Annotated in this window: 17 protein-coding genes and 1 tRNA gene; 15 read left to right on the top strand and 3 right to left on the bottom strand. The window is 58.4% G+C overall.

What is annotated here, in order from left to right; genetic code table 11:
* Window positions 1–91 precede the first annotated feature (91 nt).
* The 15 genes from GTQ41_RS20655 (at window position 92) to nadA (ending at window position 11,807) form a co-directional block, all read left to right on the top strand.
* Entirely contained in the window at window positions 92–838 is a 747-nt protein-coding gene (locus tag GTQ41_RS20655) for a YebC/PmpR family DNA-binding transcriptional regulator (RefSeq protein WP_047296047.1), read from the top strand.
* A 157-nt stretch (window positions 839–995) separates the two neighbouring features.
* Window positions 996–1,523: a crossover junction endodeoxyribonuclease RuvC gene (ruvC, locus tag GTQ41_RS20650; protein ID WP_047296045.1), complete on the top strand. Its 528-nt coding sequence runs from the start codon at window positions 996–998 to the stop codon at window positions 1,521–1,523.
* 114 nt (window positions 1,524–1,637) lie between these two features.
* Complete coding sequence (ruvA, locus tag GTQ41_RS20645) at window positions 1,638–2,246, top strand: Holliday junction branch migration protein RuvA (RefSeq protein ID WP_047296043.1); 609 nt, start codon at window positions 1,638–1,640, stop codon at window positions 2,244–2,246.
* On the top strand, window positions 2,247–3,308 hold the full coding sequence (gene ruvB / locus GTQ41_RS20640; protein ID WP_041068559.1) for a Holliday junction branch migration DNA helicase RuvB: 1,062 nt from the start codon (window positions 2,247–2,249) through the stop codon (window positions 3,306–3,308).
* Window positions 3,309–3,435: 127 nt separating this feature from the next.
* The gene (ybgC, locus tag GTQ41_RS20635; RefSeq protein WP_095668474.1) at window positions 3,436–3,903 is read left to right on the top strand and encodes a tol-pal system-associated acyl-CoA thioesterase; all 468 of its coding nucleotides are present in this window, start codon (window positions 3,436–3,438) and stop codon (window positions 3,901–3,903) included.
* On the top strand, window positions 3,893–4,588 hold the full coding sequence (gene tolQ / locus GTQ41_RS20630; RefSeq protein WP_007912733.1) for a protein TolQ: 696 nt from the start codon (window positions 3,893–3,895) through the stop codon (window positions 4,586–4,588). Before ybgC ends, tolQ begins: the two co-directional genes overlap by 11 nt.
* Before the next feature lie 23 nt (window positions 4,589–4,611).
* Window positions 4,612–5,064: a protein TolR gene (gene tolR, locus GTQ41_RS20625; RefSeq protein WP_161794900.1), complete on the top strand. Its 453-nt coding sequence runs from the start codon at window positions 4,612–4,614 to the stop codon at window positions 5,062–5,064.
* Window positions 5,064–6,140, top strand: coding sequence for a cell envelope integrity protein TolA (gene tolA, locus GTQ41_RS20620; protein WP_041068568.1), 1,077 nt, complete (start codon window positions 5,064–5,066; stop codon window positions 6,138–6,140). Before tolR ends, tolA begins: the two co-directional genes overlap by 1 nt.
* A 17-nt stretch (window positions 6,141–6,157) precedes the next feature.
* Window positions 6,158–7,438: a Tol-Pal system beta propeller repeat protein TolB gene (tolB, locus tag GTQ41_RS20615; RefSeq protein ID WP_164747834.1), complete on the top strand. Its 1,281-nt coding sequence runs from the start codon at window positions 6,158–6,160 to the stop codon at window positions 7,436–7,438.
* Between the two features lie 52 nt (window positions 7,439–7,490).
* Window positions 7,491–7,988, top strand: coding sequence for a peptidoglycan-associated lipoprotein Pal (pal, locus tag GTQ41_RS20610; protein WP_003178634.1), 498 nt, complete (start codon window positions 7,491–7,493; stop codon window positions 7,986–7,988).
* 6 nt (window positions 7,989–7,994) lie between these two features.
* Window positions 7,995–8,831 carry a tol-pal system protein YbgF gene (gene ybgF / locus GTQ41_RS20605; RefSeq protein WP_047296035.1) on the top strand — a complete coding sequence of 279 codons (837 nt, stop codon included), beginning with the start codon at window positions 7,995–7,997 and terminating at the stop codon, window positions 8,829–8,831.
* Window positions 8,832–8,997: 166 nt separating this feature from the next.
* Complete coding sequence (queE, locus tag GTQ41_RS20600) at window positions 8,998–9,645, top strand: 7-carboxy-7-deazaguanine synthase QueE (protein WP_047296033.1); 648 nt, start codon at window positions 8,998–9,000, stop codon at window positions 9,643–9,645.
* A gap of 1 nt (window position 9,646) precedes the next feature.
* Complete coding sequence (queC, locus tag GTQ41_RS20595; protein WP_047296030.1) at window positions 9,647–10,339, top strand: 7-cyano-7-deazaguanine synthase QueC; 693 nt, start codon at window positions 9,647–9,649, stop codon at window positions 10,337–10,339.
* Between the two features lie 62 nt (window positions 10,340–10,401).
* Window positions 10,402–10,477, top strand: a tRNA-Lys gene (locus tag GTQ41_RS20590).
* A 271-nt stretch (window positions 10,478–10,748) separates the two neighbouring features.
* Window positions 10,749–11,807, top strand: coding sequence for a quinolinate synthase NadA (gene nadA, locus GTQ41_RS20585; RefSeq protein ID WP_003227499.1), 1,059 nt, complete (start codon window positions 10,749–10,751; stop codon window positions 11,805–11,807).
* A 136-nt stretch (window positions 11,808–11,943) separates the two neighbouring features.
* On the opposite strand, the gene GTQ41_RS20580 is transcribed toward nadA, so the two are convergent.
* The 3 genes from GTQ41_RS20580 to gcvT form a co-directional block, all read right to left on the bottom strand.
* Complete coding sequence (locus tag GTQ41_RS20580; RefSeq protein WP_047296028.1) at window positions 11,944–12,432, bottom strand: RDD family protein; 489 nt, start codon at window positions 12,430–12,432, stop codon at window positions 11,944–11,946.
* Between the two features lie 97 nt (window positions 12,433–12,529).
* A complete protein-coding gene (locus tag GTQ41_RS20575; protein WP_007951194.1) occupies window positions 12,530–12,742 on the bottom strand; it encodes a cold-shock protein in 213 nt (70 codons plus the stop codon).
* Window positions 12,743–13,146: 404 nt separating this feature from the next.
* Window positions 13,147–14,271, bottom strand: a complete 1,125-nt coding sequence (gcvT, locus tag GTQ41_RS20570) for a glycine cleavage system aminomethyltransferase GcvT (RefSeq protein ID WP_047296026.1) — start codon at window positions 14,269–14,271, stop codon at window positions 13,147–13,149.
* Window positions 14,272–14,278 lie beyond the last annotated feature (7 nt).

The following is a 14,278-nucleotide window of genomic DNA, read 5'->3' as shown; positions in this document are numbered from 1 at the left end:
TTCTTTGCATAGAGAGCAGGTCGAGATTTTTTGTTGGCTGGCCGCTGCGTGAGCAGGGCGGGCAACGTTTCAAGAGAATTCGGAGCGAGTTATGGCAGGTCATTCCAAGTGGGCGAACATCAAGCACCGCAAAGAACGTCAGGATGCCAAGAGAGGCAAGATCTTCACCAAGTGGATCCGTGAACTGACCGTTGCGGCCCGTCAGGGCGGCGGCGATCCGGGATCTAACCCGCGTCTGCGTCTGGCTCTGGACAAGGCCCTCGGCGCGAACATGAGCCGCGACATCATCGACCGCGCCGTGGCGCGTGGCGCCGGTGCGACCGAAGCGGACAACGTTGAAGAGCTGACCTATGAAGGTTACGGCCCGGGTGGCGTGGCGGTGATGGTCGAATGCATGACCGACAACCGCAACCGCACCGCTGCAGCCGTTCGCCATGCATTCAGCAAATGCGGCGGCAACCTCGGCACCGACGGGTCGGTCGCGTACCTGTTCGAGCGCAAGGGTCAGATCAGCTTCGCCCCGGGCGTCGATGAAGACGTCCTGACCGAAGCGGCGCTGGAAGCCGATGCCGACGACGTGGTCAGTCATGAAGACGGCTCGATCGACGTGTTCACCTCGTTCACCAGCTTCTATGCCGTGCGTAACGCGCTGGAAGCGGCGGGGTTCAAGGGCGACGACGCGGAAATCGTCATGCAGCCGACCACCAGCGCCGAACTGGATCTGGAAGGCGCGGAGAAGGTGCTCAAGCTGATCGACATGCTTGAGGATCTGGATGACGTGCAGAACGTCTATTCCAACGCGGACATTCCGGAAGACGTGGCGGCTCAGCTCGGTTAACGCAAAATAGAAAGGTCGCAGTTTTTGATGGCTCTACAATTCACCTGTAGGAGCTGCCGAAGGCTGCGATCTTTCTGCTTTTAAAAGATCAAAAGATCGCAGCCTTCGGCAGCTCCTGGATGTACCCTCAGCTTTCGCATCAATTTCTGCAGGCGTTATGACATTAATTCTGGGTATCGACCCCGGCTCGCGCATCACCGGTTACGGGATTGTTCGCGATACCGGACGTGGCGGCTGCATCTATGTGGCCTCGGGCTGCATCCGTACCGGCGCCGGCGAGCTGCATGAGCGGCTGCAGATCGTTTATCGCGGCGTGCGTGAAATCATTCAGACCTATGGCCCGGTGACCATGGGCATCGAAAAAGTGTTCATGGCGAAAAACGCCGATTCCGCCCTCAAACTCGGGCAGGCTCGCGGCGCCGCCATTGTGGCCGGCGCCGAGGAGAGCCTGGAGATTGCCGAGTACACCGCTACCCAGGTCAAGCAAGCCGTGGTCGGCACCGGCGCCGCCAATAAAGACCAGGTGCAGATGATGGTCATGCACATGCTCAAGCTGACCAGCAAACCGCAGATCGATGCCTCGGATGCCTTGGCCATTGCGATTTGTCACGCGCATACCCGTTCCAGCCTGCTGCCGCATGGTTTGGGAACCGCACGCAGTCGTGGCGGGCGCCTGCGTCTCTGATAGCATCAGCAATCATTTTTGCGGAATGCGGATTTCGCGCCTGGGTCGTCGGCCCGATTCCCGCCTTCCATCTGTCGCCAGCCCACGGCTGGCCAACGCTCAAGGATCTGAAACGTGATTGGACGCTTGCGCGGCACCCTGGCTGAGAAACAGCCGCCGCACCTGATTCTGGATGTAAACGGCCTCGGGTATGAGCTGGAAGTGCCCATGACCACCCTTTATCGTCTGCCGTCGGTCGGTGAACCGCTGACGCTGCACACCCATTTGGTCGTACGCGAAGACGCGCAGTTACTCTATGGTTTTGCCGGCAAGCGTGAGCGAGACTTTTTTCGTGAGTTGATCCGTCTCAATGGTGTCGGGCCGAAACTGGCCCTGGCCCTGATGTCGAGTCTGGAAGTCGATGAGCTGATCCGCTGCGTGCAATCGCAGGATACCTCGGCGTTGACCAAGGTGCCCGGTGTTGGCAAGAAAACCGCTGAGCGCCTGCTCGTCGAACTCAAGGATCGCTTCAAGGCCTGGGAAACCTCGCCGGTCATGTTCGCTCTGGTGCCGAACCAGCCGGACGGCCCGGCGCCGGTCAACACTGCCGAGAACGATGCCGTCAGTGCGCTGATTTCCCTGGGCTACAAGCCGCAGGAAGCGAGCAAGGCGATTACCGCCATCAAGGACAAGAATTTGAGCAGTGAAGACCTGATCCGCCGCGCCCTGAAGGGAATGATTTAAGTGATTGAAGCTGATCGTCTGATCGCCGCCGCGCACAGTCCGCGCGAGCGCGAAGAAGTCCAGGATCGGGCCATCCGCCCGGTCAGTCTGGCCGACTATATTGGCCAGCCGACCGTGCGCGAGCAGATGGAACTGTTCATCCAGGCGGCGCGTGGCCGTAGTGAATCCCTCGACCACACGCTGATTTTCGGCCCGCCGGGGCTGGGCAAAACCACGCTGGCCAACATCATCGCCGAGGAAATGGGCGTGTCGATCAAGAGCACGTCCGGCCCGGTACTTGAACGTCCGGGCGATCTGGCGGCTCTGCTGACCAATCTTGAACCACACGACGTGTTGTTCATCGATGAAATCCATCGTCTGTCGCCCATCGTTGAAGAAGTGCTGTACCCGGCGATGGAAGACTTCCAGCTCGACATCATGATCGGCGAAGGGCCGGCGGCACGCTCGATCAAGCTTGATCTGCCACCGTTCACTCTCGTGGGCGCCACAACCCGTGCCGGCATGCTGACCAATCCGTTGCGTGACCGCTTCGGTATCGTCCAGCGTCTTGAGTTCTACAGCACGGCGGATCTGGCGACGATTGTCAGTCGTTCGGCGTCTATTCTCGGACTGCCGCTGGATCCGGAAGGCTCTTTTGAAATTGCTCGTCGTGCCCGCGGTACGCCGCGGATCGCCAACCGTCTGCTGCGGCGGGTACGCGATTTTGCCGAAGTGCGGGCCAAGGGCCACATCACCAAGTCGGTGGCCGATCTGGCGTTGAACCTGCTGGACGTCGACGAACACGGTTTCGATCACCAGGACCGGCGCTTGCTGCTGACCATGATCGAGAAGTTCGATGGCGGTCCGGTGGGCATCGACAGTCTGGCGGCGGCGATCAGTGAAGAGCGCCACACCATCGAGGACGTGCTGGAGCCGTACCTGATTCAACAGGGCTACATCATGCGTACGCCACGGGGCAGGGTGGTGACACGGCATGCGTACCTGCATTTCGGTTTAAACATTCCGTCACGAATGGGCGAGATGCCCGTGGCAGACGAGTTTCTCGATGCCGTGGACGATTGATACACATTTTTTGGCGATTTATTCAGCGTTTGTACTGTCACAGGACGGTACTTTTGCGGTAAAGCCTTAAACACTGAAAAAACAGTTGCCTGGCCGGATTGGCAACCCGAGGAGTAAGCACTAGAGTATGCGCGCGCAAAACGGGCTTGAGCCGTTCGCACATCGTTGTCGCGTTTATTACGAGGACACCGATGCGGGCGGCATCGTGTATTACGTTAATTACCTCAAGTTTATGGAACGGGCTCGAACCGAGCGGCTCCGGACGCTGGGCTTTGCCCAGTCGGAACTGGCCGGAGAGGACCTGTTGTTTGTCGTGCATTCCAGCGAAGCGCGCTACCACGCGCCGGCGCGACTGGACGACGAACTGCTGGTAAGCGCTGATGTAATCGAATTGAACCGTGCCAGCCTGCGCTTCAAACAGCAGGTCAGGCGGGCCACGGATAATGTGCTGCTCTGTGAAGGGCAGTTTCTGGTGGCCTGCGTGCGCACCGACAGTTTGAAACCCCGGGCCATGCCCGAATCCTTGCGTACGGCCTTTGCCGACGCGGGCGGCACGGGTACACACTCAAAGCAGGAGATAAAGCGTGGAAGCTAACGTCGTCGACCATTCCTCCATGTGGAGCCTGGTCAGCAATGCCAGCATCGTGGTGCAGTTGGTAATGTTGACCCTGGTGGCCGCATCGGTGACCTCATGGATCATGATCTTTCAGCGCAGCAATCTGCTGCGCGCCGGTCGACGCGCCCTGGAGAGCTTTGAAGAGCGCTTCTGGTCGGGTATCGACCTGTCCAAGCTGTACCGTCAGGCCGGCAGCAACCCGGATCCGGATTCGGGTGTGGAGCAGATCTTCCGTGCCGGTTTCAAGGAGTTCTCCCGTCTGCGTCAGCAGCCAGGCGTCGATCCGGAAGCGGTGATGGAAGGTGTGGCCCGTGCCATGCGCGTTGCCATCTCCCGCGAGGAAGAGAAGCTGGAGCAGAGCCTGCCGTTTCTCGCCACCGTGGGTTCGGTCAGCCCGTACATCGGTCTGTTCGGTACCGTGTGGGGCATCATGAACTCCTTCCGTGGTCTGGCCAGTGCTCAGCAGGCGACCCTGGCCACCGTGGCCCCGGGTATTGCCGAAGCCCTGATCGCCACCGCGATCGGCCTGTTCGCCGCGATCCCGGCCGTTATCGCTTACAACCGTTTCTCTGCCCGCAGCGAAACCTTGCTGAGCCGCTACTACACCTTCGCCGATGAATTCCAGGCGATCCTGCACCGCAAAGTGCACACCAGCGAAGAATAAGCAGGTATTTCCCGATGGCTTTAATCGCTCGAGCCCGAAACAAGCGCAAGCCGGTCGCCGAGATGAACGTGGTGCCATACATCGACGTGATGCTGGTGCTGCTGGTTATCTTCATGGTGACCGCGCCGATGCTCAATCAGGGCGTGAAAGTGGATCTGCCCAAGGTTTCCAGCGAAGCCTTGCCGCAGGACAACAACACTCAGGTGCTGACCATTTCGATCAAGGCTGACAAGACCTACTACTGGAACCTTGGCAGCGAAGTCGATACTGAAAAGCAGCAGGACAGGGCAATGACGTTGCCACAGATGACTGACGCAGTGACCAAGATCATCCGCGCCGGCACCGAAGGCGGCAAGCGTACCCAGGTCTTTATCCGTGGCGACAAGTCGGTCGACTACGGTGCCGTCATGGGTGCCATGGGCGGGTTGCAGAAAGCCGGGGTCGGTAATGTTGGTTTGATTACCGAGGCCCCCTGATGCAGCAACAGCGAGAGCCGTCCGCCTCGGAAAGCTACTTCTGGCCCAGTGTTCTGGCGATTGTCCTGCACGTGCTGGTGTTCGGCATGCTGTTCGTCAGTTTCGCCTTCACACCCGAGTTGCCGCCGGCCAAGCCGATTGTCCAGGCGACCCTGTACCAGCTGAAATCGAAAAGTCAGGCAACCACCCAGACCAATCAGAAGATTGCGGGTGAGGCGAAGAAATCCGCCGCGCGCCAGACCGAAGTCGAGCAGATGGAGCAGAAAAAGGTCGAGCAGGAAGCGGTGAAGGCTGCGGAACAAAAGAAAGAAGAAGCGGCTCAAAAGGCCGAGGAAGCCAAGAAGGCCGACGAGGCGAAGAAAGCGGATGAGGCGAAAAAGGCTGATGAAGCCAAGAAAGCCGACGATGCGAAAAAAGCCGAGGCCAAGAAGGCAGAAGAGAAACAATTGGCTGATATAGCCAAGAAGAAAGCCGAAGAAGAAGCCAAGAAGGCGGCTGAAGAAGAGGCCAAGAAAGCGGCCGCTGAAGAAGCCAAGAAGAAGATCGTCGAAGACGCGAAGAAGAAAGCCGCCGAAGACGCCAAGAAAAAAGCTGAAGCTGAAGAGGCGAAGAAGAAAGTCGCCGACGAAGCGAAGAAGAAAGCTGCTGCCGATGCTGCGAAGAAAAAATCGCAGGAAGCGGCACGTAAATCCGCCGAAGAGAAAAAGGCTCAGGCCTTGGCAGATTTGCTTTCCGATACGCCACAGCGTCAGCAGGCATTGGCCGATGAGCAGGGTGACGAAGTCGCGGGCAGTTTCGATGACCTGATTCGTGCACGGGCAGCGGAAGGCTGGGCGCGTCCTCCTTCGGCACGCAAAGGCATGACGGTCGTGCTGCAAATCGGCATGTTGCCGGACGGTACGGTGACTTCGGTCAGCGTGGCCAAATCCAGTGGCGACGGTCCGTTCGATGCTTCGGCGGTCGCGGCGGTCAAAAATATTGGACGTTTGACGGAAATGCAGGGAATGAAGCCGAGCGATTTCGCTCCGTATCGTTCATTCAAGATGACATTCACACCTGAGGATCTAGCCTTGTGAGAAACCTTCTTCGAGGAATGCTGGTCGTGATCTGCTGCATGGCAGGGATCGCGATGGCTGATGAAAAGAACATTCTGGTCACCAGCGGCAGCGATCGGGCCACCCCGATTGCCGTCGTACCGTTCGGCATGCAGGGCGGTGCCGTGTTGCCGGACGACATGGCTGAAATCATTGGTAACGATTTGCGGAACTCGGGCTACTACTCGCCGATTCCAAAGCAAAACATGATCAGCCAGCCAAGCCAGCCGAGCGAAATCATCTTCCGTGACTGGAAGGCGGTGGGCGCTCAATACATGATGGTCGGCAGCATTGCGCCAGCGGGCGGTCGTCTGCAGGTGCAGTGGGCACTGTTCAACGTGGCCACCGAGCAGAAAGTGGCTGACGGCAGTGTTTCCGGTACCACCGAGCAACTGCGTGACATGGCGCACTTCATCTCGGACCAGTCGTTCGAAAAACTCACCGGTATCAAAGGTGCGTTTTCGACCCGTCTGCTGTACGTGACAGCCGAGCGTTTCTCCGAGAAGAACACTCGCTACACCCTGCAGCGTTCGGACTACGACGGTGCCCGTGCCGTGACTCTGCTGCAATCGCGCGAGCCGATCCTGTCGCCGCGTTTCGCACCGGATGGCAAGCGCATCGCCTACGTGTCGTTCGAGCAGAAGCGTCCGCGGATCTTCATGCAGAACATCGACACCGGTCGCCGTGAGCAGATCACCAATTTCGAAGGCCTGAACGGCGCGCCAGCCTGGTCGCCGGATGGCAATCGCCTGGCGTTCGTACTGTCGAAAGATGGCAACCCGGACATCTATGTGATGAACCTGGGTTCGCGTCAGATCACTCGTGTGACGGCAGGCCCTGGCATCAACACCGAACCGTACTGGGGCAAGGATGGTTCGACCATCTACTTCACCTCGGACCGTGGCGGCAAGCCGCAGATCTACAAAACCAGCGCCAGCGGCGGTGGTGCCGAGCGTGTAACCTTCATTGGCAACTACAACGCCAACCCGAAGCTTTCTGCTGATGAAAAGACGCTGGTGATGATCCATCGCCAGGACGGTTTCACCAATTTCAAGGTGGCGGCCCAGGATTTGCAGCGAGGCAGTGTAAAGATCCTCACTGATAGCACTCTGGACGAGTCACCCACTGTTGCGCCCAACGGCACCATGGTAATCTACGCCACCCGCCAGCAGGGCCGGGGAGTCTTGATGCTCGTGTCCATTAATGGACGCGTGAGGCTCCCGCTTCCTACCGCACAAGGCGAAGTCAGAGAACCGTCCTGGTCCCCTTACCTGAACTGACGCGGCGCTTTACGTTTTACTTAACACACTGGGGTTCATTAGGAGTTTCACGATGGAAATGCTGAAGTTTGGTAAATTTGCTGCGCTGGCTCTGGCCATGGCTGTAGCTGTAGGTTGCTCGTCCAAAGGCGGCGACAACGCCGGTGAAGGCGCTGTTGATCCAAACGCTGGTTACGGCGCAAACACTGGTGCCGTTGACGGTTCCCTGAGCGAAGAAGCTGCTCTGCGCGCAATCACCACCTTCTACTTCGAATACGACAGCTCGGACCTGAAGCCAGAAGCCATGCGCGCTCTGGACGTTCACGCCAAAGACCTGAAAGCAAACGGCGCTCGCGTTGTTCTGGAAGGCAACACCGACGAACGTGGTACTCGTGAGTACAACATGGCACTGGGCGAGCGTCGTGCGAAAGCCGTTCAGCGCTACCTGGTACTGCAAGGTGTTTCCCCAGCTCAGCTGGAACTGGTTTCCTACGGCGAAGAGCGTCCAGTTGCTACCGGCAACGACGAGCAGTCCTGGGCTCAAAACCGTCGCGTCGAACTGCGTAAGTAATTCGATATGCGAACGTGCCGTCGTGCTGTAACTGTTCTGGCTCTCAGCCTCGCGCCGCTTGCGGCGTGGGCTGCGGTTCCTGTGGTCGATGACAACTCCGGTTATAACAATAGCGGGAGCAGTTATCCGCCTGCGGGTTACGGTACGAACGGCGCCTATGCCGGGGGAGCGGCTTCGGCCCCTGCCTCGGCACAGGGCATGCTGTTCAACCAACTGCAACAGATGCAGGATCAGATATCGCGCCAGCAAGGTGTGATCGAAGAACTGCAGAATCAGGTTGCGCGCATGAAACAGGAATCCCTGGAGCGATACCAGGATCTTGATCGGCGCATAGGATCCGGTGTTGCACCTGCCGCGACTCCTGAGAATTCTTCTGCCGGTGGCGATGCAAGTGCTGCTGCCGGTGCTGCCGCTGGCGCCGGGGCTGCTGCCGCCCAGGCACCTGCTGCCAGTAGCGAACCGGGTGATCCGGCCAAGGAAAAGCTGTATTACGATGCGGCTTTCGACCTGATCAAAGCCAAGGATTTCGACAAGGCCAGCCAGGCTTTCTCGGCATTCCTGCGCAAATACCCGAACAGTCAATATGCGGGCAATGCCCAGTACTGGTTGGGCGAAGTGAACCTGGCCAAGGGCGATCTGCAAGGTGCAGGTCAGGCTTTTGCCAAGGTGTCACAGCTCTATCCCAAGCACGCCAAAGTGCCGGATTCGCTGTACAAGCTGGCTGATGTAGAGCGCCGCCTCGGTCACACCGACAAGGTCAAAGGCATTCTGCAACAGGTGGTTTCCCAATACCCGGGGACCTCCGCTGCTCAGTTGGCCCAACGCGATCTGCAACGTATGTAAGTGTGTTTGACCCGTTTGGAAGAAACCCGCGCTTGTCGCGGGTTTTTTCGTTAGAATTCACGCCCTTTTTCTGAAACACGCTTCTGGTGATCTACGCGTTGGCGGGGTTGTCTGAAGTGCCTGACGGAGGCGGACAGCCTGTTTAGCTGTTACGCCCGTGGCGACTATGCAAGACACATTGAGAATTACCGAAGTTTTCTACTCGTTGCAGGGGGAAACGCGGACTGCCGGGCTGCCCACGGTTTTTGTGCGCCTGACCGGTTGCCCATTGCGTTGCCAATACTGCGACAGCGCCTATGCATTCAGCGGCGGCACGATCCGCACCCTCGACGATATCCTTGAACAAGTGGCCGGGTTTCGCCCGCGCTACGTTTGCGTGACCGGCGGTGAGCCGCTGGCGCAGCCCAATGCCATCCCTTTGCTCAAGCAGTTGTGCGATGCCGGTTACGAAGTATCACTGGAAACCAGTGGTGCGCTCGATATCTCGGCGGTGGATTCGCGCGTCAGTCGCGTGGTCGACCTGAAGACGCCGGACTCCAAAGAGGCGCACCGCAACCGCTACGAAAACATCGAACTGTTGACGCCCAACGATCAGGTGAAGTTTGTAATCTGTTCGCGGGACGACTATGACTGGGCGGTCTCGAAGCTGATCCAGTACGGTCTTGATCGACGTGCGGGTGAAGTGCTGTTTTCCCCAAGTCATCATGACCTCAATGCCAGGGATCTGGCGGACTGGGTGGTGGCAGACAACCTGCCGGTGCGGTTGCAATTGCAGTTGCATAAATATCTATGGAATGACGAGCCGGGGCGCTGATATGACTGAACAACTGAACACTCACGAAAAACGTGCGGTCATCCTGCTGTCGGGTGGCCTCGATTCGGCCACTGTGGTCGCGATGGCCCGGGCTGAAGGTTACGCCTGCTACACCATGAGTTTCGATTACGGCCAGCGCTCTCATGCGGAACTGCATGCTGCCGCGCGCGTCGCTCGCGATCTGGGTGTGGTCGAGCACAAAGTGATCGGCCTGAACCTCAACGGCATGGGCGGCTCGGCGCTGACCGACACCAGCATCGACATCCCGGAAGAACTGGGCGAGGGCATCCCGGTGACTTACGTGCCGGCGCGCAATACCGTGTTCCTGTCACTGGCACTGGGTTGGGCCGAAGTACTCGGCGCGCGTGACATCTTTATCGGTGTCAACGCGGTGGACTATTCCGGTTACCCGGATTGCCGTCCCGAGTTCATTGAATCGTTCGAGCGCATGGCCAACCTCGCGACCAAGGCGGGCGTGGAAGGCAATGGTTTCCGTATCCAGGCGCCGCTGCAGAACCTGAGCAAGGCGCAGATCGTCCAGGCGGGCGTGAAGCTGGGCGTCGATTATGGCCTGACCGTTTCCTGCTATCAGGCGGACGATGACGGCCGTGCGTGCGGCAAATGCGACAGCTGCCGCCTGCGTGCAGAAGGCTTCGCAGCGGCCGGTGTAAGCGATCCAACACCTTATTTTTGATTTTTTTCAAAAAGGTGTTGAATAGTCCTTAAAAATCAGTATTATACGCGCCACCACACAGCGGGTCGTTAGCTCAGTTGGTAGAGCAGTTGGCTTTTAACCAATTGGTCGTAGGTTCGAATCCCACACGACCCACCATATTTGGCGGTTTAGAAAATCCGGAAGGCCCACGAAAGTGAGGATTTCCGGGTTTTTTTTTGCCTGCGAATCAGGCACCGCTCCTTTCATCATTGCCTGCGCTGACACAGGTCAGAATCATCTTTTGTATCAACGGGATATTCTGTAGCCTTGCGCAGCTTCAATGCTGTCCGTGCCTGATAATACTCACTCTCCCGGCGGTACCCTCAAGTGGTCCGGAGCCGGGTGTATACTCGACTTTCGCGCGAATGCGCCTGCAGGTCTTGCGAACATGACGCAGATTTCCGAACGCCTTCTGGTTCAAGCCCACCTCGATGCCAAGCAGCCCAAACCGCTGACTGCCGAGGAAGAGGCCTACTACCGTTCTGCCATCGCCGCCGAGCTCAAGGCTCAGGACGCGGTGCTGGTGGCCCACTTCTATTGCGATCCGGTGATTCAGGCCCTGGCCGAAGAAACCGGCGGCTGTGTGTCCGACTCCCTCGAAATGGCGCGCTTCGGCAACGCTCACCCGGCCAAGACCGTGGTGGTCGCCGGTGTGAAGTTCATGGGCGAGACCGCGAAGATCCTCAACCCGGAAAAACGTGTGCTGATGCCGACCCTGGACGCGACCTGCTCGCTGGACCTGGGTTGCCCGGTGGACGAGTTCTCGGCGTTCTGCGATCAGCACCCGGAGCGCACGGTGGTGGTGTACGCCAACACTTCGGCCGCAGTCAAAGCCCGTGCTGACTGGGTGGTGACGTCGAGCTGTGCGCTGGAGATCGTCGAAAGCCTGATGGACAACGGTGAGACCATTATCTGGGGCCCGGACAAGCACCTGGGCACTTATATTCAGCGCAAGACCGGCGCCGACATGCTGCTGTGGGACGGTGCGTGCATCGTCCACGAAGAGTTCAAGTCCAAGCAGCTGGAAGACATGAAGGCGTTGTACCCGGACGCTGCGATTCTGGTGCACCCGGAGTCGCCGACCTCGGTGATCGAGCTGGCCGACGCCGTCGGTTCCACCAGTCAGTTGATCGCTGCAGCGCAAAGCCTGCCGAACAAGACCCTGATCGTCGCCACCGACCGCGGCATTTTCTACAAGATGCAGCAGTTGTGCCCGGACAAGGTCTTCATCGAGGCGCCAACCGCCGGTAACGGCGCCGCGTGCCGCAGTTGCGCACATTGCCCGTGGATGGCCATGAACACCCTTGAGCGCACGCTCAAGAGCCTGAAGGAAGGGACGAACGAGATCTTTGTTGATCCGGCGCTGATTCCGCAGGCGATACGTCCATTGAAACGCATGCTGGATTTCACCCAGGCGGCGCGGATGAAGCTGGCGGGTAACGCCTGAGGTCCTTAACAAACACCCCAAGACCTGTGGGAGCGAGCCTGCTCGCGAAGGCGGTGAATCAGCAAACATAAATGTCGGCTGATGCTACGCTTTCGCGAGCAGGCTCGCTCCCACAGTGGTATTCGGTGTCAGGAAATTATTTGGTCTTCTTCGGAATCCGCACCACACGGGTATCGGAATAGATGTCGTGCCAGGTGCGCTTCTGCTTGTCATACAGTGACCAGAAGAATCCAAGCCCTGCGCACAGCCACGACGCGATCGACACCATGAAGCGCAGCAGGGCCTGCCACAGGCTGATCGCGCTGCCATCGGCGTTCTGCACTCGAATCCCCCACACCTGCATGCCCAGTGTCTGCCCGCCGTGCGTCCAGAACTTGGCGAAGAACGCAAACAGCACCAGCAACAGCACCGTGGAATACAGCGGATCGCCATCCATCTTGCCGGCATCGGTCAGTGCACGCAGGCGTTCTTCACCGATGATCGCTGCCTGGATCAACTTGTAGACGAAGCCGGTGACGATCAGCAGGGCGGTGCACAGCAGGAAGTCATAGAACATTGCTGCCAGGCGCCGGCCAAGGCCAACAGCAGGAAAGTCGCCCTGGGGAGTGAGCAGGTTTTTCGACATGGCAGCCTCTGGACGCAAAATGAAGCGCCATTTTACGGATTCGCACGCACAAAAAAGCCCCTGATATCAATATCAGGGGCTTTTTTGTGACAGAAAATCAGGCTTCGGCGATGACTTCGTCAGCCTGCATGCCTTTCTGACCTTGCACAGCAACGAAGGTCACTTTCTGGCCTTCTTTCAGGCTCTTGAAGCCGTTGCCCTGAATGGCGCGGAAATGCACGAACAGATCCGGACCGCTTTCTGGAGTGATAAAACCAAAACCTTTCTCGTCGTTAAACCACTTGACGGTACCGCTCTGACGTGTCGACATTTCTTATTTCCTTTGACGCATAAATTGATGACAGTCTCTTTCTCATGAAAGAGTACTGGGGCTGGTTGCAGGAGAGTAAGAAGACGTCGAGCGGGATGTAGCTAACTTTGTAGGCTACTGCCCAGGTCACGATTCCAAGCTGACCCATGCAAACACAGTGGACAAACTCTACGCCAACTACGGGAGAAAAAACAAGCCCCGCGAAGGCCCGGTTTTCCTGCGCTTACTGGCAGTTAGTCAATTCACTAGTGTTGGCTTAGACGATCACCGGGTTCAATTGTTTTCGATCGTTATAAGCAAAGTTCATATTCGAATCAGATGTTAGAAAATGCACTTTTTTGTGGCGATTGCGTTACACATTAGTGCACGCATAACGCAATCGCGTTACTTATGGAAACAGCCAATCAACCACGATAGTAGCGTTGTGGAACAAATGGCATTTTGCTTACAAGCATTTGCACCTTTTTCCCACGAACGATGGCCCAGACTGGCGTGTCCAGTGCGACATAAGCGCTGTCGAGATAACCCATCGCCAACGGCCCGCCCAGGGTCGGACCAAAGCCACCGCTGCATACGCTGCCGATGATTTCGCCGGCTTCGTTGACGATTTCCGCACCTTCACGCACTGGCGTACGTTCTTGCGGCAGCAAGCCGACACGTTTGCGTGCCACGCCGTTGTGCTGCTGAGCAAATACTTGCTCTGCACCCGGGAAACCGCCGGCCCGCGCGCCGTCCGCGCGGCGTGGCCTGGAGATCGCCCACAACAGGCTGGCTTCGATGGGGGTGGTGTCGGTGTTCATGTCGTGCCCGTACAGGCACAGGCCGGCTTCCAGGCGCAGCGAGTCGCGGGCGCCGAGGCCAATGGCCTGGACTTCCGGTTCGGCCAGCAAGGTACGGGCGAGTTTTTCTGCATCGGCTGCCGGTACGGAAATCTCAAAACCGTCTTCACCGGTATAACCCGAACGGCTGACGAAGCAATCGATGCCCAGCAGCTGCACGCGGTTGAACTGCATGAACGTCATCTTCGCCACCTCTGGTGCAAGACGCGCCAGGACGGTGACTGCAGCCGGACCTTGCAACGCCAGCAACGCGCGCGCTTCGAACAGCTCCGTAATGGTGCACTGATCACCGATGTGCTTTTGCAGATGCGCCAGGTCCTGATCCTTGCACGCGGCGTTGACCACCAGGAACAGCTCGTCGTTACCGAGGTTGGCGACCATCAGGTCGTCGAGGATGCCGCCGTTGTCGTTGGTGAACATCGCGTAGCGCTGCATGCCCACCGGCAGGTCGATGATGTCCACCGGCACCAGGGTTTCCAGGGCCTTGGCGGCATTGGCGCCGGTCAGGCGAATCTGGCCCATGTGCGAGACATCGAACAGCCCGGCCTGTTCACGGGTGTGTTGGTGCTCCTTCATCACGCCGAGCGGGTATTGCACCGGCATGTCGTAGCCGGCGAACGGCACCATGCGGGCGCCGAGTTCGAGGTGCAGAGCGTGCAGCGGGGTTTTCGACAGTTGTTCGGTGGACATGCGTGAC

Source organism: Pseudomonas sp. AN-B15, from assembly GCF_019056475.1.
GTDB classification, from domain to species: domain Bacteria; phylum Pseudomonadota; class Gammaproteobacteria; order Pseudomonadales; family Pseudomonadaceae; genus Aquipseudomonas; species Aquipseudomonas parakoreensis.
This window is presented reverse-complemented; position numbering and strand designations above follow the sequence as displayed.

What these genes read in the sequence shown, in the direction of transcription:
- tolB (WP_164747834.1), top strand. Translation starts at nt 6,158, where the DNA reads ATGCTGGTCGTGATCTGCTGCATGGCAGGGATCGCGATGGCTGATGAA.
- nadA (WP_003227499.1), top strand. Translation starts at nt 10,749, where the DNA reads ATGACGCAGATTTCCGAACGCCTTCTGGTTCAAGCCCACCTCGATGCC.
- ybgC (WP_095668474.1), top strand. Translation starts at nt 3,436, where the DNA reads ATGCGCGCGCAAAACGGGCTTGAGCCGTTCGCACATCGTTGTCGCGTT.
- GTQ41_RS20580 (WP_047296028.1), bottom strand. Translation starts at nt 12,432, where the DNA reads ATGTCGAAAAACCTGCTCACTCCCCAGGGCGACTTTCCTGCTGTTGGC.
- tolA (WP_041068568.1), top strand. Translation starts at nt 5,064, where the DNA reads ATGCAGCAACAGCGAGAGCCGTCCGCCTCGGAAAGCTACTTCTGGCCC.
- gcvT (WP_047296026.1), bottom strand. Translation starts at nt 14,271, where the DNA reads ATGTCCACCGAACAACTGTCGAAAACCCCGCTGCACGCTCTGCACCTC.
- queE (WP_047296033.1), top strand. Translation starts at nt 8,998, where the DNA reads ATGCAAGACACATTGAGAATTACCGAAGTTTTCTACTCGTTGCAGGGG.
- GTQ41_RS20655 (WP_047296047.1), top strand. Translation starts at nt 92, where the DNA reads ATGGCAGGTCATTCCAAGTGGGCGAACATCAAGCACCGCAAAGAACGT.
- ybgF (WP_047296035.1), top strand. Translation starts at nt 7,995, where the DNA reads ATGCGAACGTGCCGTCGTGCTGTAACTGTTCTGGCTCTCAGCCTCGCG.
- pal (WP_003178634.1), top strand. Translation starts at nt 7,491, where the DNA reads ATGGAAATGCTGAAGTTTGGTAAATTTGCTGCGCTGGCTCTGGCCATG.
- GTQ41_RS20575 (WP_007951194.1), bottom strand. Translation starts at nt 12,742, where the DNA reads ATGTCGACACGTCAGAGCGGTACCGTCAAGTGGTTTAACGACGAGAAA.
- ruvC (WP_047296045.1), top strand. Translation starts at nt 996, where the DNA reads ATGACATTAATTCTGGGTATCGACCCCGGCTCGCGCATCACCGGTTAC.
- queC (WP_047296030.1), top strand. Translation starts at nt 9,647, where the DNA reads ATGACTGAACAACTGAACACTCACGAAAAACGTGCGGTCATCCTGCTG.